This is a genomic window from Cohnella sp. 56 (genome assembly GCF_037963805.1).
In the GTDB taxonomy this organism is placed as follows: Bacteria; Bacillota; Bacilli; order Paenibacillales; family Paenibacillaceae; genus Cohnella.
The window spans coordinates 187341-209211 of the sequence record NZ_JAZDQE010000004.1 but is presented as its reverse complement, the minus strand read 5'-3'; the positions used below and the strand labels follow the sequence as shown (position 1 = coordinate 209211).

Annotated in this window: 14 protein-coding genes; all 14 read left to right on the top strand. The window is 63.0% G+C overall.

Translation table 11 applies throughout. From position 1 onward, the window contains the following. Positions 1-178: 178 nt before the first annotated feature. The 14 genes from VQ071_RS09220 to miaA all read left to right on the top strand — a co-directional run bounded on the left by VQ071_RS09220 (position 179) and on the right by miaA (position 21851). Positions 179-1078 carry an ABC transporter permease gene (locus VQ071_RS09220; protein WP_340513672.1) on the top strand — a complete coding sequence of 300 codons (900 nt, stop codon included), beginning with the start codon at positions 179-181 and terminating at the stop codon, positions 1076-1078. Between the two features lie 75 nt (positions 1079-1153). After that, on the top strand, positions 1154-2044 hold the full coding sequence (locus VQ071_RS09215; RefSeq protein WP_340513671.1) for a carbohydrate ABC transporter permease: 891 nt from the start codon (positions 1154-1156) through the stop codon (positions 2042-2044). Positions 2045-2089: 45 nt separating this feature from the next. Next, positions 2090-3739 carry a hypothetical protein gene (locus VQ071_RS09210; RefSeq protein WP_340513670.1) on the top strand — a complete coding sequence of 550 codons (1650 nt, stop codon included), beginning with the start codon at positions 2090-2092 and terminating at the stop codon, positions 3737-3739. A gap of 19 nt (positions 3740-3758) precedes the next feature. After that, complete coding sequence (locus VQ071_RS09205; protein ID WP_340513669.1) at positions 3759-4748, top strand: Gfo/Idh/MocA family protein; 990 nt, start codon at positions 3759-3761, stop codon at positions 4746-4748. 33 nt (positions 4749-4781) lie between these two features. Beyond that, positions 4782-8597 (top strand): malectin domain-containing carbohydrate-binding protein, encoded by a 3816-nt coding sequence (locus VQ071_RS09200; protein ID WP_340513668.1) that lies wholly within the window; start codon positions 4782-4784, stop codon positions 8595-8597. Positions 8598-8663: 66 nt separating this feature from the next. Then, on the top strand, positions 8664-9725 hold the full coding sequence (locus VQ071_RS09195) for a Gfo/Idh/MocA family protein (RefSeq protein ID WP_340513667.1): 1062 nt from the start codon (positions 8664-8666) through the stop codon (positions 9723-9725). 144 nt (positions 9726-9869) lie between these two features. Continuing rightward, a complete protein-coding gene (locus tag VQ071_RS09190) occupies positions 9870-10862 on the top strand; it encodes an aromatic acid exporter family protein (RefSeq protein ID WP_340513666.1) in 993 nt (330 codons plus the stop codon). A 116-nt stretch (positions 10863-10978) separates the two neighbouring features. Continuing rightward, positions 10979-11536 (top strand): outer spore coat protein CotE, encoded by a 558-nt coding sequence (locus VQ071_RS09185; RefSeq protein WP_340513665.1) that lies wholly within the window; start codon positions 10979-10981, stop codon positions 11534-11536. 251 nt (positions 11537-11787) lie between these two features. Beyond that, on the top strand, positions 11788-13338 hold the full coding sequence (locus tag VQ071_RS09180; RefSeq protein ID WP_340513663.1) for a putative amidoligase domain-containing protein: 1551 nt from the start codon (positions 11788-11790) through the stop codon (positions 13336-13338). Positions 13339-13796: 458 nt separating this feature from the next. Beyond that, complete coding sequence (mutS, locus tag VQ071_RS09175; protein ID WP_340513661.1) at positions 13797-16517, top strand: DNA mismatch repair protein MutS; 2721 nt, start codon at positions 13797-13799, stop codon at positions 16515-16517. Positions 16518-16519: 2 nt separating this feature from the next. Continuing rightward, the gene (locus VQ071_RS09170) at positions 16520-17974 is read left to right on the top strand and encodes a S41 family peptidase (protein WP_340513660.1); all 1455 of its coding nucleotides are present in this window, start codon (positions 16520-16522) and stop codon (positions 17972-17974) included. 30 nt (positions 17975-18004) lie between these two features. Beyond that, positions 18005-20110 carry a DNA mismatch repair endonuclease MutL gene (gene mutL, locus VQ071_RS09165; protein ID WP_340513659.1) on the top strand — a complete coding sequence of 702 codons (2106 nt, stop codon included), beginning with the start codon at positions 18005-18007 and terminating at the stop codon, positions 20108-20110. Beyond that, complete coding sequence (locus tag VQ071_RS09160) at positions 20107-20889, top strand: class I SAM-dependent methyltransferase (protein ID WP_340513658.1); 783 nt, start codon at positions 20107-20109, stop codon at positions 20887-20889. Before mutL ends, VQ071_RS09160 begins: the two co-directional genes overlap by 4 nt. Continuing rightward, positions 20886-21851 carry a tRNA (adenosine(37)-N6)-dimethylallyltransferase MiaA gene (miaA, locus tag VQ071_RS09155; RefSeq protein WP_340513657.1) on the top strand — a complete coding sequence of 322 codons (966 nt, stop codon included), beginning with the start codon at positions 20886-20888 and terminating at the stop codon, positions 21849-21851. Before VQ071_RS09160 ends, miaA begins: the two co-directional genes overlap by 4 nt. Positions 21852-21871: the final 20 nt, after the last annotated feature.

The window sequence follows — 21871 nt, the reverse complement described above, 5'->3', positions numbered from 1 at the left end:
GCGCAGCGACGGGCGCTGTTGCGCGCTTCGGAGGCCGATGCCGTATCATTTTGCAAGCGGATACAAAATGCGTAGAATTTTTAAACCAGTCCCGTAGAATTGTGGATTCTGAGTCCGCCGCTCCCTCTTTATACTTAGAGTCAGCAAGCGCAACTACAGAACAAAAGGGAGTGTCGATTTGCAGAGCGTATGGAATAATCGCTATCTTTATCTGTTCGTCCTCCCGGGCGTCGTCTGGTTTCTCGTTTTTGCCTATCAGCCCATGTACGGCGTGCTCATCGCATTCAAGGACTACGACATTATCAAAGGCGTATTCCGCAGCGAATGGGTCGGGCTGGCTCATTTCAGGGAGCTGTTCGGCAGTCCGAACTTCCCCGTACTGCTGCGCAATACGATCTCGATCAGCCTGCTGAAGATGCTGTTCGGCTTCCCGGCGCCCATCCTGCTGGCGCTGCTGCTCAACGAGGTGCGCAGCCGGCTGTTCAAGCGGCTGGCGCAGACGATTTCCTATCTTCCATTTTTTGTATCCTGGGTCGTCATCACCGGCATCTGGTACGATCTGTTCAGCGTCGACGGCGGCTTCATCAACGAGGCGCTTGCGAGCCTCGGCCTGATCAAGGAGCCGGTATTCTGGTTCGGCGATCCGGATTATTTCTGGGGCATGATCCTCGCCTCCGACATCTGGAAGGGCATCGGCTTCGGGACGATCATCTTCCTGGCGTCGATCGCCTCGGTCAATCCGGAGCTGTTCGAATCCGCCGTCGTGGACGGCGCGAACCGCTGGCGCCAGGTATGGCATATTACGCTGCCGGCCATCCGGGCGACGATCATCCTGCTGTTCATCCTCAATATCGCGCATTTCCTGGACGCGGGCTTCGAGCAGATCTATGCGATGCAGAACAACATGGTGCTCGACCGGGCGGAGATCATCGATACGTATGTGATGAAGGTCGGCGTATTCCGGGCCAACTACGAGCTCGCGACTGCCGTCGGATTGTTCAAGTCCGTCATCGGGTTGATCCTGCTCGTCACAGCAAATTTTATCGTCAAAAAGTTTGGAGAAGACGGCGTCTTCTAGGGCGAGTCTGAATACTCCGAGGGTTTTCAGACACGCACTAATGCCGATTCATCTTGAGGACACCGGGAGGTCAACATGAAGCCAACGCGTGGGGAACAGACGTTTCAATGGTTCAACTATATCTTTCTGAGCGTGCTCTGCTTCAGCTTTTTGTTTCCGTTCTGGCGCATCGCCGCGATCTCGCTGAACGAAGGGCTGGACGCTTCGCGCGGCGGCATCAACTTCTGGCCCCGCAAGTTCACGCTCGACAACTATGCGGCGGTCTTCTCCAGAAGCGACATTGTGAATGCGTACACGATCTCGATATGCCGGACGGCGATCGGGACGCTGCTCTCGATCGTGCTCGTCTCGCTGATGGCATACGGCCTGTCCAAGCAGCGGCTGAAGGGCCGCAGCGTCATCAATGTGATGCTCATTCTGACGATGTTTTTCAGCGGCGGACTCATCCCCACCTATATGCTGTACAAGTCGCTGCACTTGCTCAACAGCTTTTGGGTTTACGTCGTTCCTTCGCTCTACGGCGCCGCCTCCGTGTTCATTTTCCGTTCCTTCTTCCGCGCCATGCCGCAGGAGCTGGAGGATTCGGCACAGCTTGACGGGGCGAGCGACCTGACGATTTTCTCCCGGATCGCGGTGCCGCTCAGTCTGCCGATCTTCGCCACGATGGCGCTGTTCGCCGCAGTCGGACACTGGAACGACTATCTGACCGCCGTGATCTACACGACGAACGAACATCTGCTGCCGCTCCAGACGCTCCTTATGAAGGTGATGAACATCAATCAGAACGAGACGGGTACGATGGCTTACGGCGTCGTGAACCTGAGCGAGAGCTCGAGGCGGACCGTGACGGCCGAGTCGGTCAAGATGGCCATGCTGATCGTCGTCGTCCTGCCCATATTGACGATTTATCCGTTTCTCCAACGTTATTTTGTGAAGGGAGTGATCATCGGCTCATTAAAAGGCTAGAGAATCGCTTCCAACAAATTTAAAACAAGGGTGGTAGTCGTCCATATGAAAAAACAAGCCAAGCTGATCGCGACGCTAATGTCCGTCTCCATGATCGGGGCCTCGCTCGCCGCATGCGCCAAAGACAACGGCAATACAAACAGCAAGCCTACGGGCACAGCCGCGGCATCGGCAACTTCTTCGGCTGCGGCATCGGCATCGGGAGCAACCGCGAAGGAAGAGCCGCTCAAGGTCAACGTCATGATCATGCACACGTTCGACAATGCGCCGCAGGCGAACAACCGGATGCACCAATGGCTGCTGGAGAACAAAAACATCGATATCCAGCTCACGGCTGCCAACACGAAAACGCCGGCGGACAGGATGAACACGATGCTGGCGAGCGGCGACATCCCGGATGTGGTCAGCATCCTGACGGACGACATCAACAACGCCATCGCCAACAAGTGGGCGGAAGCGGGCTATATCGCCGATCTCGACCCGTGGCTGGCCAAGTATCCGGACCTGCTGAAGTATACCGATCCGGATTTTAACAAAGTGACCTATGCCAGCAAAAAAGACGGCAAAATGTACATGATTCCCGGCAATCCGGCGGCGAACAAAGACGTCATGCAGATGGTCATCGGCCCGATGATCCGCGAGGACTGGCTGAAGCAAGTGGGCATGTCGCCGCCGAAGACGACGGACGAGCTGTATGCGGTACTGAAAGCGTTTAAAGAAAAAATTCCGGACGTGGACGGCAAGCCGATCATCCCGGCCTCCTTCGACAATTTCCGCCAACTGCTCATGTATTCCTGGACTCAAAACTGGTTCAACCTGTCGGCGGATAACAAAACGCTGACCTGGTGGTTCAACAATCCGCACATCGAAGACTACATGGTATTTATGAACAAGCTCTACAAGGACGGTCTGCTCGACCGGGAGACGATCACCCAGCAGCCCGCGCAGTACCAGGCCAAGCTGAGCTCGGGCCGCGTGGGGTTCACGCTTAATACGAACGGCCCGATGGACACCGCCAACGGTGCGCTGAAGGCCGAAGATCCGGCCAAGCGCTTCATCCCGAACCCGCCGATCCAGGTGCCGGGTCTGCCGATGCCGGTCTATCAGGAGTCCAGCTTCACGATGGCCCAGGCGCTGACCGTCTCCAAGAAGTTCGCCGAAAACACGCGCAACATGGAGCGCCTGATGGAATTCCTCAACTGGAGCGTGAGCAACGAGGGCGCCACCATCTTGAGCACGGGTCCCGAAGGCGAGTTCTATGTCAAAAATGCGGACGGTCTGCTGGAGCCGAAGCCTGAGGTGAAGGCGCAGCAGGACAAGGCGGACAGAAGCTTCGAGACAAGCTCCGGCGTCTTCTATTACAATTTGCTCAATGCGCCAGTCATTCCGCGTCCGACTGTCATGCCTGGCACCGACGAATTCCAAATGGCGCAGACGATCTGGCTGCCGGCCGTCGGCGAGCAAAACGTGCCGTTCAACTTCTCCGGCACCGGCCCGGTCTGGGACAAGCACTGGCCGAACCTGTGGCCCGAGATCAGCAAGTGGGAGGCCAAGGCAATCTTCGCCGATTCGGAGGCAGAAGTCCGCAAGATCACCAAGGACATGCTCGAAAACTTCAAAAAGATCGGCGAGCCGGAAGTGACGGCCGAGAAGCTGAAGCTGATCGCCGACTATGTGCAGAAAAATCAGCAATAATGCGGATGGGCGGTCAAATATGGAGCTAAAAGTCGTCGCGATCGGGCTGCGGATTCACGGAGAGTACGCGATCCAGGAAATATTGAAGGCGGAAAACGTCAGGCTGGTCGCCGTCATGGAGACGGAGGAACGCTGGCGGGCGGTGGCGGAGCGCTACGGCGTTCCGTTCTACCGGGATTATTCGCTCATGCTGGACGAGGTCGATTGCAATACGGCCATCGTCTGCCTGCCCAACGATCTGAAGACAGATGCGGTCATCGAATGCCTGAAGCGGGGCAAGCATGCGATCTCGGACAAGCCCGTCTCGATTACCGAAGACGAGCTAACGCGGCTGGAGCGGCAGATCGCCGCTTCGGACGCCGAGTGCTCGGTCCTGCTGACCGAGCGCTTCAACCCGCTGTACGTCAAGGCCAAGGAGCTGATCGATCAAGGCGCGATCGGCGAGATCGCGGGCTGCATCATGATGCGGCCGCACGAATCCACCGCCCAGCGGGAGGAGCCGTGGATGTACGACAACGCCCGCAACGGCGGTCTGATCGTGGATCTGATGATCCACGACATCGATCTGGCCTTGTGGATGTGCCGCGGCGAAGTCCGCGAAGTGACGGCCCGCTCGCTGCATACCCGCTTCTTTGCGGACAAGCCGGACTATGTCGACTTCGCCCAGGCGCTGTTCGTGCTGGAAGGAGGCGTCACGGTCCATATCGAAGCGGACTGGCTGACGCCGCGTGGTACGGCATGGGACTGCCGGATGCTCGTGATCGGTACGGACGGCACGATCGAGGTGCTGTCCAAGTCGGGCGAGGTCATTCTGTGCACGCATGATCACAATCACCGCAATGTAATGGAAGATTCCCGTGAGCCTGACAGCGTATGTCTGGACTTCGTGCGCAGAATTCGCGGCCAGCAGCCGCAGATTCTGTCCGCCGCCGACTGTGTCGCGTCGGCGAGAGCCGTCCTGCTGGCGCGCAGATCCAGTGAATCGGGACAATTGGAATCCGTTAGATAAGGCCATTCATTCGATCGAATCGGAGGCTGTCTCATGACGATGAATCGATTGCTCAAAGTGCTGCTCATGCTCGCGCTCGCCGTGTCCGGCTGGTCGGGCTTCCAGGCCAGACCGGCTGCGGCCGCGGCCTTCCCCGTCATCTACACGTTCGATCTGCGGACGGTGTCGGGGACGTTCAATACCGCCGAATCCTACGACATCAAGCTGTTCGTGTCCAGCCTGCAAGGCATCGTCAATCAGAAGGGGCCGCGGCTTTACGTCTACAATTCCTTTTATGTCCAGACGCCGTCCATCACGCCGTCTCAAGCGATGCAGATCGACGAGAAATGGCTGGATACCTTCCGCAAGCCGGGACAGTGGCTGAGCGAATATACGGTCACGCCGCTCGCTTCGATCGAAGCGCTGGTCAGCACGTTCAGATCCGAGCTGGCCGGCCTCGTCGTCTGGGATCCGAAGGTGGATGCGACCGCCAACGTCGCGACGACGATCGCGGGCATCGAGCGTACGCCGGCTGTCATGGGCGGCGGACGCCTGTACGCCAGGCTGACCGCCGCGCCCAACAGCCTGACCGTCTCGCGGAATCTGGTCGGTCAGTTCACCGGCAACAACGCCAAGACGGATGCCTATGTATGGGCAAAGCAGCAGTATCTGGACACAGGGCTGGCCAATGCGGGTGTACTTGGCTATATCGAAGACGCGTATGCGAGACAGCCCATTACCCATTCCCAGGAGTATACGTCGGTCCGGGACATCCTGGTCATGCGCAAGGCCTTCGTGTTCGATCTCAGCCCATGGGGCGACGAGCGCGCATTCGATGCGCCCAATCAGACGCTGGGCAAGGATCTGGACACCTTCCTCGCCATTATGCAGTCGGCTTATACGCTGTACGGCAGCAAAAGTATGATCGAGGTTTACGGATTTTTCCCCTGGTGGGACAAATATTCGACTTATGGCGGCAAAGGCAGCCATACCGAGTTCGAGGGCGAGTGGAAGATGGTCGAGCATCTGTCCAAGTATAACGCCGCTATCGTCAATGTCATCGATACGATGGGCGACGCGAATATGTCGGTTCACTGGTGGGCGCCGGTCGCGACGGACCTGAAGCCTGCCGCCGAAGCCGGCAGCCGCCCGGTGCTGGCCAACAAGACGTACATCCTGTGGGGGATGGGCGATCACGACGCCTCTACCGTTCATTATCAATTCCCGTATGTGTGGAATTCGGATCCTGCCCGGGGCAAAACGCCGATCGCCTGGAACATCGTGCCAAGCACGCGGAATGCGGGCGATCTGATGCAGTTCCTGTACGACACGGCAACCTCGAACGACTATTTTGTCGCCGGTGCGGGAGCGGCAGGTTATGCAAATCCCGATTACGTGCACGATGCGTCCGTGTGGCGCAATTGGAACGAACGGCTCTACCGTTCGACAGGCTATACGATGTCGGGCTTCGTCCTGAACGGCAACGCCGGTCCCGTCACGCCGGCCTCGGAGGAGGCGTATCGCTGGTTCTCGAACGATCTGTCGCTCTTTTACAATCCGAATCTGAGTTCGCCCAAGCCGGATGTGCGCAGCACGAACATGGTCGTCATGGGCGACAATGTGCCGATCGCCAACAACGATGTCAACGGCCAGGCTGCCTACATTTACAATGTGACGGCAACGCTGACGAGTCCGGGGACGGCGCCGAACTTCTTGTACATCAAGCCGGCGTTTTCGTCCACCGAATATATCAGCCAGGTGATGAAAAAGATCATCGCGGAGCATCCGGAGTACAACTACGAGGCGGTCGATCCGTATACGTACGCTTCGCTGATCCGGCAGAAGGTCAAGGGCGCCGTGGCAAGCGACGCCATCATCCTGGATGCCCAGCTTCCCGATCAGATGATCGCGGGGCAAAAGTATACGGCAAGCGTCACGGTTCGCAATGTGGGCAGCGCCGCCTGGACGGAGGCGAATCTGTACAGACTGTCCGCCACCACGGACAATGCGCTGATCTGGAGCGACTTTCCGGACGGCGGCTATTCCTTGGCTGCGGGCAATCAGCGGGTATTCCTGGCGCCGGCGGACAGCATTCAGCCGCAGCAGACGAAGACGTTCACCTTCCAGGTGCAGGCGCCGACGACGCCGGGGAGCTACTTGTTCGGAACGTCGATGATCAAGGACGGCACGGCGACGTTCGGCGACAATCGCAAAAAGACGATTCAGGTCGTATCGGCTCCGGCGAACGCGGCGCGAATCACGGCAGTCACTGTCCCGTCCGTCATGACGGAGGAGCAGGTATCCACGGTGTCCGTCACCGTGAAAAATGTCGGCACCGCTACATGGACGGCTGCCGACAACTTCCGGCTGGCTGCGATCCCCGACCGCAACGAGGTGCTGTGGAGCGCGTTCGCCAGCGGCGGATCGAGCAGCGGCGCCGGCAATCAGCGGGCGTATCTGAGCGGCACGGACAGCATCGCGCCCGGCGCGAGCAAAACGTTCAGCTTCTCGATTACGGCACCGCGTACGCGGGGCGTATACACCTTCGCAGTCCAGATGATCAAGGACGGCGTCGCGCTGTTCGGAGATACGGGTGTCTACGATATTCGGGTCACGCCGAGCGGCGCCTCCGCCAACAACGCGCTGAGCTTCAACGACGATGTTCCCGAGTACGTGGCGCCGGGCGATGTCGTACCCGTGTCGGTCACCTTCAAAAACACGGGGACGAGCGATTGGACGCGGGCGGGCAACTATACGCTAAAAAGCGCGGGGACGAATCAATTGACCTGGAGCAGGTTCCCCGATGGCGGTACAAGCGTTAGCGCGACGAATCAGAAGGTATATATGAGAGCGTCGGAGCGCATCAAGACCGAGCAAGCCAAAACGTTCTCTTTCTTCGTGACCGCGCCGACGACGCCGGGCGCCTACACGCTCTCCATGCAAATGGACAATGGCAGCGGCGGGTTTGGCGTTACGAAAACATTTACGGTCAACGTGGCCGCTCCGCGGGATGCCAAATTCGCAGCGTGGGACGTGCCTGCCGTCATGGCTGCCGGCTCCAAGGCCGGCGTGAACATCGAAGTACAAAATGCAGGGGCGAACAACTGGACGGAGGCGGGCCTGTTCAGACTCTATGCCGGTCCGACCAATCAATTCGGCTGGGGCGACTTCGGCGCCGGCGGCTACAGTCTTGGCGCAACCAACCAGCGTATCTTCCTGTCCGGCACGGAGACGATCGTCGCCGGCCAGCGCAAGAGCTTCTCGTTCAGCATTCAGGCGCCGACGACGCCGGGCACCTACACGTTCAGCGCAGGTATGATTCAGGACGGCGTCGCTGCCTTCGGCACCGTGAAAACCTGGACGATCACCGTGGTCGGCGGATACGAGCAGCGGGTGGACGTCGGATCGACGACGGCGTACACCGATGCGGACGGCAAAGTATGGGCGGCCGATCAGCCGTACTCAGGCACGAACACATGGGGCTACACGACATCAACAACAGTCGTCGATACGACGACGGATACGATCTCCGGGACGAGCGATCAGACGCTGTACCGCACGCAGCGCCTGGGCAGCGGCGGCAATCCGTTCGCTTATAAATTCAACGTGCCGAACGGCACCTACAAGGTAACGCTGGACTTCGCCGAGATCTACTTTAATACCGGCGGCATAAGAGTATTCAACGTCGACATCGAGGGCGCGAATATGCTGTCCGGCTACGACAACTATACGGCCGCGCTTGGGCACGACAAGGCGCGCAGATGCGAATTCGCCAAGATCGCCGTGACGGACGGCGTGCTGGATATCGACTTCTCCGCGCTCAGCGATGCGGCGGCGGTCGGTGCGATCCAGGTCGTGCGCACAGGCTGACGGGGCGGTCCGGCACCTAGAGGCTATCATACATTCAGCAGCGTAAAGCGAAGGTGGAGAGCGGCAATGGGAAAAATCAAAGTCGGCATCGTCGGTACGGGCTCCATTTCCAACTATCATATGAATGCGTACCGGAACAACGCGGATGCGGAAATATATGCGGTGTGCGATATGAACGCGGAGCGCGCGGCGGCGCAGGCGGCGGCATACGGAGCTCCGCAAGTATATACCGAGTATGCGGCGATGATGGCCGACCCTCACGTAGATGCGGTCAGCATCTGCACCTGGAACAACACGCATGCGCCGTTCGCCATTCAGGCGCTGGAAGCCGGCAAGCATGTGCTGGTCGAGAAGCCGCTCTGTATGACGGTTCAAGAAGCGTTGGAAGTGGAGACAGCCGTACTGAGGAGCGGCAAGCAGCTGCAAATCGGCTATGTGCGCAGATACGATCCGAATGCGGCCATGCTGAAGGGCTGGATCGATGAGGGAGAGCTGGGCGGCATCTATTATGCCAAAGCCTCCTGTCTGCGGCGTCTGGGCAATCCGGGCGGCTGGTTCGCCGACAAGGCGAGATCCGGCGGCGGGCCGCTCATCGATCTGGGCGTTCATATTATCGATCTTTGCTGGTATATGATGGGCCGGCCCAAGGTGAAGTCGATCAGCGGCAACACGTACAAGAAACTGGGGCTGCGCAGCCATGTGCAGGGGCTGACGTTTTACAAGTCTGCGGATTACGACAATCAATCGAACACTGTAGAAGATATGGCCAACGCATTGATCCGGTTCGATAACGGCGCCTCCCTGATGGTGGATGTGAGCTTCACGCTGCATGCGCGCAAAGACGAGACCCTGGTGCGCCTGTACGGGGACAAAGGCGGACTCGAGATCGATCCCGAGGTGCTGTTGGTCTCCGAAAAGTCAAATACGATCGTCACGCTGACGCCGCAGACGGACCATGCATCGTTCGATGCCGATCGGGCCTTTCAAAATGAGATCGATCATTTCATAACATGCTGCCGGGAAAATCGCGCTCCGCTTAGCCCCATTCAGGACGGCGTAGAGATGATGAAAATTTTGTGCGGCATTTACGAGTCGGCCGAGCAAGGCAAGGAGATCGTATTCGGCTGAGCGGCTACCGCAGACCGGTATATGCGAGAACAAAAGCCCGTCGGGATAAAACTCCGACGGGCTTTCCGCCGTCGCTTTGACGCCTTTCCCCCGAACAGGTACGATGGTGGAAGGAGCATCTCGCGCAAAACCGGAGGAATGGGCATGAACGTGAAGGAAGGCGCAAACAAGCTGAGTCGCCTCATCGGCCTGCGGGTGATGAAGACGGCGCTGGCTGCGCTGGCGGCAATCTATATCGCGATGCTGCTGCATGTCGACAATCCGCAGGCCGCGGGCATACTCGCCATACTGGGCGTCGATACGACCCGCTGGCGGGGGATTATGACCGTGTACGCGCGCTTCGCGGCTTCGGCGATCGGTCTCGTCGTCGCATCGGCGCTGTTCGCCGCGGCGGGCTTCCATATTTGGGCGCTTGCCGTATACATATTGATCGCGTTCCCGCTGCTCACGCGTCTTAAAATGAAGGAAGGCATCGTGACGGGCGCCGTCATCGTGTTCCAGTTGTTCCATAGCGGGATTGTATCGTGGCATACGATCGGCACGGAGCTGGCGTTGCTGGCGATCGGACTCGGCTCCGCGACGATATTCAATCTGGTCTACATGCCCAGGGAGGCCAAGTCGCTTGAAATGCTGCGGCGGACGACGGAGGCTATGTTCGCCGCGACGCTCGGCGAGCTGGCGAAGTTCCTGCGCGATCCCGGCACCGTATGGAGCGGCGACGAGCTGCTGAAGGCGGAAGCCGCGATCGAGGAAGGGCTGCAGGCGGCGCAGCGGGCCAGAGAGAACCGGCTGATCCGTCAGGACGAGCCGTGGCTGCTGTACTTCGGCATGCGCAGGGAGCAGCTCGACATGATCCAGCTCATGATGGAGAACGTTGCGTTCGTATCGTCCAGCGTTCCGCAGGCCGAGGCGATCGCATCCCTTTTTGACAGGCTCACGCGCGATGTGCGCTCCGAATTTTACGAGGGCACGACCGAGCGGGAGCTCGACCTGCTCGAGCGCGAGTTCAAGGCGATGCCGCTGCCGGCCACCCGGCAGGAGTTCGAGATCCGCGCCGCGCTGCTGCACCTGTGCAGGGAGCTGCGCAGATATCTGACGGTCGGGCGCAGAGGCAAAATGCGCAGGTCTTCGCGTTAAAGGACCGGCATACAATCAAAGAGACGGAGCGTCAATGCATGGATACATTTTTGTCACTCTAGACGAATGTCCTGCATAGACTTTTATTGAATTGATTGTATGGAGGAGGTCATTGCATGACGCTTGCGGATAAACGGCTGCAGCGAAGGGAAATTATCACGAAGGCAGTCTGCGGCAAAGGCCGCAAATTCTCGACGATAACCCATTCGGTCACGCCGCCGCACCATCCCACCAGCATTCTCGGGGCATGGATCATCAATCACCAGTACGAAGCGGTTCGTTCGGGTGACGGCATCGAAGTGGTCGGGTCTTACGATATCAACATCTGGTATTCGTACGACAAGAACTCCCAGACCGACGTCGCCAAGGAGACGATCTCGTACTCCGAGCTCGTGCCGCTCTCGTATGTAGACCCCCGCCATCGCAGCTCCACGGAAGAAGTCTCTGCGGATGCGACGCAGGAACCGAACTGTGTGGAAGCGCTGATCGGCGGAGGCGGCACTTCGGTGCTGATTCGCGTGGAGCGCGAATTCGCGGTCGAGATGGTCGCTGAGACCAAAGTATGCGTGGTAGTAGATCCGAACGGCTTCGACGACGGCAAGGACGCGGATTTTGCACTGGACGACGGCGATTACGAAGACCTCGATGCCGACCTGCTTGAAGACGATCTGTAAGCGGCCCGCCACGGCCGGTACTTATGTCTATGCAGAAGCGATGGAAGAGTCGAGGGCGGATGCCTGCTTCGTTCGGTAAAATCTGCCCGATACCGGAGAATACGCTCAAGACGCACGGGCTCAGGCCCGGACGCGGTCTTCAGGCGGCTGCCGGCTTCGGGACATGGACTGAGACAGGGAAGGGTCATCCGGCTTCGACGTTCAACCGTCGGCGGGACGGCCCTTCCCGTGTTTGATGCGGGGGGATGGCGATGGGAGAGTCCGCAGCGACATCTGCTGGCACCGCGGGGCGCGCCCGGGACGATGCCGGCGCTCTCCGGTTCGGGGATAGCTCCCCGGCGCAGGGAACCGTATGGGTAAAAGGAGAAGGCGCCGCCGCCGGGCTGCTGGCGTCGGCCGGCTGCAGGCGGCTGCCGGAGCGCGGCCGGCCGGACGCATCGGATGTCGTGATCTGCGTCGGGGAGAGCGGCTGCGGACAGATGGAGACAAGCAGCCGCGCGGCGCATCTCGGCGCGAGCGATGCCGTGGCTGCAGCCGCAGCCGGCCGCGCGGGAGCCTGGCGCTGGAATGCGTCCGCAGCGGCGATCGAAGCGCTGCCGCGCGGCGAGCTGGACCGGCGTCTCGGGCGCGAAGGGCTCCGCTCGGCGATCGAGACGGGCGATGCGGGCGGCGGGACGGGCTGGCGGCTTGCCCGCGGCAGCGCAGCGTCCGGCCGGCAGATGAATCAATATGCGGTCACCGTCTTCGGCATGGAGGCGCCGGTCATCCGGCCCGATCCCGGCGAGCATATCGGCGCGCGCGAGCTGGCGAGACGGCTGGCGCGCGCCTCGGCGCGGGCGCTCTATGCGCTCGGACTTGAGCTGGGCACCGTGACCTGGCAGGTGGACAGGTCGGGCCGCCGAGGGGTTATCGTCGGGCTGACGCCGTCGATCGGCGGGCTCGACGAGGCCGGCTCGCGCCGGCTCGCGTCTGCGGTGAGCGCGTTCGCCGCGCGCTGGCGCGAGGAGGCGGGAGGCGGGGCGGCCGAGGCGCGCCTCGGAGCCGACCCCGAGTTCGTCATGCTCACGGCGTCGGGCCGCATTGTGCCGGCGTCGCGTTATTTCGGCCGGGACGAGGCCGCCGGCTGCGACTCGGTTGTCGTGCGCGGCGTGCAGCGGTGGCCGCTCGCCGAGCTGCGGCCGCGGCCGTCGCGGGAGCCGGCCGTGCTGGCGCAGCGCATCCGCCTGCTGCTGCAAGACGCCGCAGGCCGCACGGCAGGGGCCGGCCTGCGCTGGCGGGCCGGCGCAGCGCCCGTGCGCGGCCTGCCGCTGGGCGGGCATCTGCACTTCAGCGGCGTCGCGCTCACGGCGCAGCGGCTGCGGGCGCTCGACAACGTCCTCGCGCTGCCGCTGCGGCTGCTCGAGCCGCCCGGCGCGGGCCGGCGGCGGCCGCGCTACGGCGCGCTCGGCGATTGCCGGCCGAAGCCGCATGGCGGCTTCGAGTATCGGACGCCGCCGAGCTGGCTCGTCTCGCCGCGGCTCGCGCTCGGGACGCTGTCGCTGGCGAAGCTCGCGGCGGAGCATGCGCGCGAGCTGGCCGCCTGCCGCCCGCTGGACGACGACGCGCAGCGCGACGCCTATTACGACGAGGGCGATCCGGCGCCGCTCCGGGCCGCCGCCGCCGCCGTGCGCGCCGCGCTGGAGGCGCTCCCCGCCTATTCGCGCTACCGCGATGCCGTGGCCCCGCTGTTCGATGACATCGCCCGCGGGCGCGTGTGGGACGAGAGCGTCGACATCAGGCGGCGGTGGCGCATCCCTGAATAAGCTTGCGCATCGGACCGCGGCGTCCCGCGGTTCCGATGGGCCTGCGCTGCAGCGACATGACGATAGCGTTGCTCGCCGCTCCCGAGCCCCGCCCGCCGCGGCCGCCCGTCGAGCCGCGCGCCCCTGCCGTTCCCCGCACACTGATGCGCCGCCATTAACTGCCTATTAGCAGTTAATTTTGCCTGATGCCCCCGTAATGCCGGATTTAACTGCCCCATTGCAGCTATTTCTCTCCTTTTCGCGGGATCGCCGCCTGTTTGCGGATATTAGCTGCTTATTTGCAGCTATCCGGTTCAAGCGGGCCGGCAAGAGAAAAATAACTGCACAATCGCATTTAATCGCTGTAGCGTTCGACCCGCGTATTGCCATTTCGCGCCGTTTTGCCGTTCTAGCACGACGAACTCCGCAAAGCTTGGTATAATAGATTGATTAGTTTAGGCGAATTAATGGAGGTTGCTATGGCCGGCTACACCCCGATGATGCAGCAATATTTGTCCGTGAAGGAAGAGGCGAAGGATGCGCTGTTGTTCTTCCGGCTCGGCGATTTTTATGAGATGTTTTTTGATGATGCGCTGACGGCGGCTCGCGAGCTCGAGATTACGCTGACCGGCAGAGGCGCGGGGCTGGAGGAGCGCATCCCGATGTGCGGGGTGCCCCACCATTCTGCCGAAGGATACATAGCGAAGCTGGTAGAAAAGGGCTACAAGGTAGCGATCTGCGAGCAGGTGGAGGATCCGAAGGCCGCGAAGGGCGTCGTCAAGCGCGAGATCGTGCGCATCGTGACCCCGGGCACGGTGATGGAGGCCAAGTCGCTCGGCGAGACGGCGAACAACTTTATCGTCGGCGCGGCCGAGCAGGAGGGGCGCTTCGGGCTCGCCGCGTGCGATCTGACGACGGGCGAGCTGTATGTGACGTCCTTCGCGGCAACGGTCGAGGCGGTCAAAAACGAGCTCAACGTCTACCGCCCCGCCGAAGGGGTCGGAGACGCCCGCTCGCTCGCGCTGCTCGACGAAGCGTCCCGCGCTTCGGGCAGAGCGCTCGTCGCGACGGTGCGCGGGCAATCGGATGCCCCGGATGCCAAGCTGGCCGCGCAGTTCCCCGAGGAGCGGTGGGACGCGCACGAGGCGGTGTCCAAGCTCGCCGTCGCGCGGCTCGCCGATTATCTGGGCGAGACGCAGAAGCGTTCGCTGGCCCATCTGCGCGCCGTCAAGCGCTACGACCCGCAGCAGTTCATGGCGCTCGACGCCTTCACGAGGCGCAACCTCGAGCTGACGGAGACCGTGCGCGACCGCTCGCGCAAGGGCTCCCTGCTGTGGCTGCTCGACCGCACGCGCACGGCGATGGGCGCACGGCAGCTGCGGCGCTGGATCGATCAGCCGCTGCTGGACCGCGCGGCGATCGACGGCCGTCTCGATGCCGTGGAGGCGCTGCACGGCAACTGGATGCTCCGTCAGGAGCTGCGCGACGCGCTGGCGGATATTTACGATCTGGAGCGGCTCGTCGGACGGATCGCCTACGGCACGGCCAACGCGCGCGATCTCAACGCGCTCGGCGCCTCGCTGTCGCGCATCCCGATGCTCAAGGACATCTGCGCCGAGCTCGGGAGCGGTCCGCTGTCCGCACTTGCGGATGCGCTCGATGCCTGCGAGGATATCGGGCAGGCGGTGGCGGCCGCGATCGCGGAGGAGCCGCCCGTTTCGGTTCGCGAGGGCGGGCTGATCCGCTCCGGGTATCACGAGCGGCTCGACGAGCTGCGCGAGGCCAGCAAGAACGGCAAGACCTGGATCGCCGAGCTGGAGCGCCGCGAGCGCGAGGCGACGGGCATCAAGTCGCTTAAAGTAGGCTTCAACAAAGTGTTCGGCTACTATCTCGAGGTGACGCGCGCGAATCTGGGGACGCTGCCCGAAGGCCGCTACGAACGCAAACAGACGCTCGCCAACGCGGAGCGCTACGTCACGCCGGAGCTCAAGGAAAAGGAAGCCCTCATCCTCGAAGCCGAGGATCGGATGGTGGATTTGGAGTACGAGCTGTTCGCCGCCCTCCGCGACGATATTGCGCTGCAGATTCCCAGATTGCAGCGGCTCGCGGAGCGGGTTGCGAGCCTGGACGCGCTCCAGTCGCTCGCCGAGGCGAGCGCGGAGCGCCGCTACGTCCGTCCCGTCTGGAGCGACGGCTACGATCTGCATGTGGAGGGAGGACGGCATCCCGTCGTCGAGGCGGTGACCGAGGGCGCCGCCTATATCTCCAACGATGCCTCGCTCACGCGGGAGGGCGGTGCGATCCTGCTCATCACGGGTCCGAACATGGCGGGCAAGAGCACCTATATGCGCCAGGTCGCGATGATCTGCATCATGGCGCAGATCGGCTGCTTCGTCCCCGCCGCGCGGGCCGAGCTGCCGATCGTCGACCGGATTTTCACGCGGATCGGCGCGGCGGACGATCTGGTCGGCGGGCAGAGCACGTTCATGGTCGAGATGAAAGACATCCAGATCATGACCGAGCAGGCGACCGCGCGCAGTCTCGTCATCATCGACGAGCTCGGGAGGGGCACCTCGACGGACGAGGGCATGGCAATCGCGCAGGCCGTCATCGAATATGTCCACGACCGGATTGGCTGCAAGGCGCTTGTGTCTACGCATTATCATGAGCTGGCGCATCTCGAGGAGACGCTGGCGGGCCTTCGCAACGGCTGCATGGCCGTGAAGGAGAGCGCGGACGGCGTGACCTTCCTGCGCAAGCTCGTGCCCGGCGCGGCCGACTCGAGCTACGGCATCTATTGCGCGCAGCTGGCGGGGCTGCCGGACTCGATCGTCACGCGCGCCTACGGCCTTCTCGAGTCGGCGGGCGCGGAGCCCGGGCGCAGCGCGCCCGGGCCGCAGGAAGCGCCGTCCGGCGAGGCGCTTGCAGCAGCGGCCGAGCCGCGGCGGGAGCAGGGCGGACAGACGGCGGCGGCCGTCTCGCCGCAGGCCGACTATGCGCCGTCTCCCGGCATTTTGCAGCTGTCGATGTTCGAGGAGTCGGCGGCGGCCGACGAGGCGAAGCGGGCGCGCAGCAAATATCCGGAGTCGGACAAGCTGCTCGACAAGCTCAAGAAACTCGACATCATGCGGATGACGCCCTTGCAAGCGATGGAGTGGCTGAACGACGCCCGCAACCATTTGATCGGAAAAGGGGATTGAATTTGAGAGAATACCGCAAACCGGCCGCCCTGTTGCTCAAATCGCTGCTTGTCTTGACGCTGGCCGCCGCGTGGCTGCCGGGCGGCGCATTGGCCGCCACGCAGGACCAGGTGAACGAAGTGCGCCAGCTGCTCGAGGAATACCACATCAGCAAGCCGACCGACGAGGAGCTCAGCAAACCGGAGATCGACGAGATGATCCACTCGCTGAACGATCCGTATACGGAATACTTCACGCCCGAGGATCTCCAGCGGTTCTCGAATGCGGTCGACCAATCGTTCGTCGGCACCGGCATCGTCATGACGGAGGACGACGGCGTCGTCTATGTCGAGGACGTCATCGAAGGCAGCCCGGCGGCGCGAGCCGGACTGTCTCCGGGAGATGCGATCGTGGCGATCGACGGCATGCCGACCGTGGGCATGACGGTGCAGGCGGTCGCGGCGGCCGAGTCCGGACCTGCCGGCACCAGCGTGGCCATCGCCGTCAAGCGCGGCATCGTCAAGCTGCAGTTTTTTGTCGCGCGCGCCGCGCTGCAGATGCCTGTGGCGTCCTCGCGGCTGATGGGCGACGGCGTCGGCTATTTGCGGCTGGATTCCTTCTCTTCGGATGCGGCCTCCCGCTTCAAAAAGCAGCTCGATTCGCTCGAGCGGCAGGACATCCGCTCGCTCGTCGTCGACCTGCGCGGCAACGGCGGCGGCTATGTCGATCAGGCGCAGCAGATCGGCGCGCTGTTCGTCGCCGACGGCATTCTGGCGCATGTGGCGGACCGCGACGGCAACGACACGCCGATCCCGCTCAAGGGCGTGAGCAGAGATTATCCCGTGTACCTGCTCGTCGACGGCGGCAGCGCCAGCTCGACCGAGCTTCTGGCCGGCGCGCTGCAGGAATACGGCGTCGCCAAGCTGGTCGGCGCCAACACCTACGGCAAAGGCGTCATTCAGCAGCTCATCTCCGTGAAGTCCGGCGGCACGCTCAAGGTGACCGTCCAGGAGTACAAGACGCCGGGCGGCAAAAAGGTGGACAAGGTCGGCCTGGCGCCTGACGTCCCCGTATCGGGCTACGTGCAGCAGCTGCTCAAGGCCTACAGGCTGGCCGGGGGCGGCAATGTCCGCCTGACCGCCGGCAGAGGCGCGCTTGTCGTCAATGGCGTCCGCATGGCGGGAGCGGGATTCGTGACGCGCAAAGACGGCGTCTGGTACGTGAACTCGCGGCTTGCGGCGCTGGCGTCCGAATCGGTGCTGAGCTATGACGCGAAGGCGCGGCAGATCGTGCTGACCAAACAAGGCGGCACGAACCGGCTCGCCACGAAGGACAGCCATGTGGTCGTCAAAAACGGCGTCAGCTATATCGATGTGCGGCTGCTGTCCAAATGGTACGGCAATCTGAGCTGGGCGTCCGCGGGCGACGGCACGCTGACGCTGTACGACGCGGCGGACTCTGCGGACGCGGCGGCTTGAGCAAGCCGCCCGCGCGGGAGGAGGAACATCATGGGCATTATCATTCAGCTGGACGAGCATCTGGCGAATCAGATCGCGGCCGGCGAGGTCGTCGAGCGCCCGGCTTCGGTGCTCAAGGAGCTGGTCGAAAATGCGGTCGACGCCGGCGCGAAGCATATCGATATTACCGCCGAGGAAGGCGGTCTCACGCTCATTCGCGTCGCGGATGACGGCGCGGGCATCCAGCCCGACGATCTGCGGACGGCGTTCCAGCGCCACGCGACGAGCAAGCTGGCGAGCGGACGCGATCTGTTCCAGATCGCCACGCTCGGCTTCAGAGGCGAGGCGCTCCCGAGCATCGCGGCCGTCTCCAAGGTCAGAGCCCTGAGCGCGGCCGATGCCGGGGGCCTCGGCAGGCTGCTCGAGATCGAGGGCGGCGGCGTGAAGCGGGACGAGGATGCGGCATCGCCCAAAGGCACGGATATGTCCGTGCGGGAGCTGTTCTACAACACGCCGGCGCGCCTGAAGTACATGCGGACGATCCAGACGGAGCTGTCGCATCTGTCGGATGTCGTCTACAGGCAGGCGCTGGCGCGGCCCGATATCGCCTTTACGTTCTCGCACAACGGCTCCGTGCTGCTGCGGACGCCGGGAGGCGGCGACCTGCGGCAGGTCGTCGCGGCCATCTACGGCACCGGCTCCGCGAAGGCGATGCTCGAGGTGCAGGCGGAAGGCCCGGACTTCGTATTGTCGGGTCTGACCGCCATGCCGAGCGAGACGCGCTCCAGCAGGAGTGCGATCACGACCATCGTCAACGGCCGGTTCGTCCGCAGCCCGGCGATCGTGCAGCCGCTGCTGCAGGCGTACCACACGCTGCTCCCGATCAACAGATATCCGTTATCCGTGCTGCATCTGCGCATGCATCCGTTGCTCGTCGACGTCAACGTGCATCCCGCGAAGCTGGAGGTGCGGTTCAGCAAGGAGACCGAGCTGCGCGCCTTCGTCGAGGCGGCCGTGAAGAAGACGCTGGACGCCTATGCTTACATTCCTTCCGGCATGGCCGTGCGCAAGCCGAAGGCCGAAGTATGGCAGCAGGAGCAGATCCGCTTCGGCATGCCGCCGGCCGGCGTGCAGCAACTCGCGCAGGCTGCCGACCAGACGGCTGCGGGCAGTGCGGCAGCGCCCGAGCATGAGACGGGCGGCGGCGCTTCGGCGGACGATGCTGCCGATCGCAGCCGGCAGGAGGAGACGCAGTCCGGGGGCGGGCACAGGCTGGCGGCGCTGACGGACGCTACTGGCGGAGCGGCCGAACGGTCTGCGCGTGACGATGCGGCTGGCGTCGATGCGGCGGAGACCGGGAGCGCACGGGCCGGACGCGACGCTGCCGCAACCGGGGGCGGATCGTCCTATGCCGGACGGGAAGCGCTGCGCGAGGCGCCCGCCGCCCGCGACTACGGGGCTTCCGGGAGCCGGGACCCATGGAGTGACCGGGGCAGGAAGCAGGACGCCCCGAGACTGTCCGCCGACGTCTGGCGGACGGCGTTCGGCGCGTCGGCCCAGGAGACGAAGCCGGAATTTCCCGAGCTGTACTGGATCGGCCAGCTGCACGGCACGTATATCGTCGCGCAGAACGATACCGGCTTGTACCTGATCGACCAGCACGCGGCGCATGAGCGCATTCACTACGAGATTTATTATGAGAAGTTCGGCGATCCGGCGGCGGCGAGCCAGGAGCTGCTGCTGCCGGTCACGCTGTCGTTCGCGCCCGACGAGTATGCGGTCATCCGGGGCAAGCTGCCCTGGTTTGAGCTGGCAGGCGTATATCTCGACGACTTCGGCGGCAATACCTTTATCGTGCGGGCCGTGCCGCACTGGCTGCCCGAGGGCGACGAAGCGGACATCGTGCGCGAGATGGCGGAGTGGATTCTGAAGGAACGCGGCATCGACCTGCACAAGATTCGGGAGAAGGCGGCGATCCTCTGCTCCTGCAAGGCGTCGATCAAGGCCAACCAGTCGCTCACGCGCGAGGCCGGCGAGACGCTGCTGCGCAGGCTGGCCGCCTGCAAGCAGCCGTATACTTGTCCGCACGGCCGGCCGATCGTCGTCAGCTTCACGACCTACGAGCTCGAGAAAATGTTCAAGCGGGTGATGTCGTGATCGTGACGACGGCGGAGAAGCCGGCGGCAAGCCTGACCGCCTACGCGCGCGAATTGGCCGAGGAGCTCGGCTGCCGCTTCGTCGAGCGCCGCCGCGAGACGCTGGCGGGACTATCCCGGCGCCATCCGGATGCGAGGGACGGCATACTTGTCGTCCGTCCGGACGGACTCCGGTTCGCGGCGGAGGGCGCGGAGCCGCTGTTCTATCATCCGAGCATGGCGCAGATTCGCGTCAAGCGGCTGTCGGACGGCGACAGCGACGCGCTGGTCGACGCCGCCGGCATCGTGCGGGGAGACGTCATCGTCGATTGCACGGCGGGGCTGGGCGCGGACGCGGTCGTGCTGTCGTATGCGGCGGGACCGGCAGGCAGGGTGACGGCGATCGAGTCGTCGCGCACGCTGTACCTGATCGTGCGCGAAGGTCTGCGCAGCTACGCGAGCGGCGTGCCGGAGCTGGATGCGGCGATGCGGCGTGTCGACCTGGTCCACGCGGAGCATCTGGCGGCGCTGCGGGAGATGGCGGACGGGAGCGCGGACGTCGTATACTTCGACCCGATGTTCGCGCGGCCCGTCCTCGGCTCGGCTTCGCTGCGGCCGCTCCGGCATCATGCGGAGGACCGGGCGCTCGGCCCGGAGGCGATCCGCGAAGCGCAGCGCGTCGCGCGCCGCGCCGTCGTGCTGAAGGACCACAAGGCGAGCGGCGAATTCGAACGGCACGGTTTCCGCAGGGTGCGGACTTCCTATTCGGCCGTGGATTACGGAGTGATACAGATTACATGAACAACAACAAGCCTCCGCTGATCGTGCTCGTCGGACCGACGGCCGTCGGCAAGACGGCCGCCAGCCTCGCGATCGCGCGGCAGTTCGGCTGCGAGATTATTAGCGGGGATTCGATGCAGGTGTACAGAGGGATGGACATCGGCACGGCGAAGCTGCCCCTAGCGGAGCGCGAGGGGATCCCGCATCATCTGATCGATATCAAGGACCCGTCGGAGCCGTTTTCGGCGGCTGACTTTCAGACGGCCTGCGAGCAGGCGATCCGGGACATCCAGCGCCGCGGCAACATCCCGTTTATCGTCGGCGGCACGGGACTGTACGTCGAGTCGGTGTGCTACGGCTTCAAGTTCCAGCCGACCGGCGGCGATCCGGCTTTTCGCGAAGCGATGCAGGCGCTGGCGGACAGCGAGGGCGCCGAGGCGCTGCACGGCAGGCTCGCCGCGGTCGATCCGTTCACGGCGGCGAAGCTGCATCCGAACGACGTGCGCCGGGTGATCCGGGCGCTCGAGATTCGCGAGACGACGGGGGCGCCCGCTTCGGAGCAGCTCGGAGAGGCGCGCGGCGACCGCAAGGAATCGCCGTACAATCTCGTATTGCTCGGCTTTCATATGGAGCGGGCGCGATTGTATGCGCGCATAGAGGAGCGCGTGGACGCCATGCTGGCCGCAGGGCTGCTGGACGAGGTGCGCGGCCTGCTCGCGGCGGGCCTGCCGTCGTCGGCCGTCTCCATGCAGGCGCTCGGCTACAAGGAGATGGCAGCCTATCTGGAATGCAGGCTCTCCTACGAGGACGCCGTCTCGCTGCTGAAGCGGGACACGCGCCGGTTCGCCAAGCGCCAGCTGTCCTGGTTCCGCCATATGCAGGACCTCATCTGGATCGACGCGGACGAGGATTCAAAAAACTCGAAACTTTTGCAATCGATTTATGCTATAATAGCAGGAAAGCTTAAAATAAGCCTGCAATAGGCGCGTACACAAGAAATTAT

What these genes read in the sequence shown, in the direction of transcription:
- mutL (WP_340513659.1), top strand. Translation starts at nt 18,005, where the DNA reads ATGGGCATTATCATTCAGCTGGACGAGCATCTGGCGAATCAGATCGCG.
- miaA (WP_340513657.1), top strand. Translation starts at nt 20,886, where the DNA reads ATGAACAACAACAAGCCTCCGCTGATCGTGCTCGTCGGACCGACGGCC.
- VQ071_RS09195 (WP_340513667.1), top strand. Translation starts at nt 8,664, where the DNA reads ATGGGAAAAATCAAAGTCGGCATCGTCGGTACGGGCTCCATTTCCAAC.
- VQ071_RS09185 (WP_340513665.1), top strand. Translation starts at nt 10,979, where the DNA reads ATGACGCTTGCGGATAAACGGCTGCAGCGAAGGGAAATTATCACGAAG.
- VQ071_RS09205 (WP_340513669.1), top strand. Translation starts at nt 3,759, where the DNA reads ATGGAGCTAAAAGTCGTCGCGATCGGGCTGCGGATTCACGGAGAGTAC.
- VQ071_RS09210 (WP_340513670.1), top strand. Translation starts at nt 2,090, where the DNA reads ATGAAAAAACAAGCCAAGCTGATCGCGACGCTAATGTCCGTCTCCATG.
- VQ071_RS09215 (WP_340513671.1), top strand. Translation starts at nt 1,154, where the DNA reads ATGAAGCCAACGCGTGGGGAACAGACGTTTCAATGGTTCAACTATATC.
- VQ071_RS09200 (WP_340513668.1), top strand. Translation starts at nt 4,782, where the DNA reads ATGACGATGAATCGATTGCTCAAAGTGCTGCTCATGCTCGCGCTCGCC.
- VQ071_RS09180 (WP_340513663.1), top strand. Translation starts at nt 11,788, where the DNA reads ATGGGAGAGTCCGCAGCGACATCTGCTGGCACCGCGGGGCGCGCCCGG.
- mutS (WP_340513661.1), top strand. Translation starts at nt 13,797, where the DNA reads ATGGCCGGCTACACCCCGATGATGCAGCAATATTTGTCCGTGAAGGAA.
- VQ071_RS09190 (WP_340513666.1), top strand. Translation starts at nt 9,870, where the DNA reads ATGAACGTGAAGGAAGGCGCAAACAAGCTGAGTCGCCTCATCGGCCTG.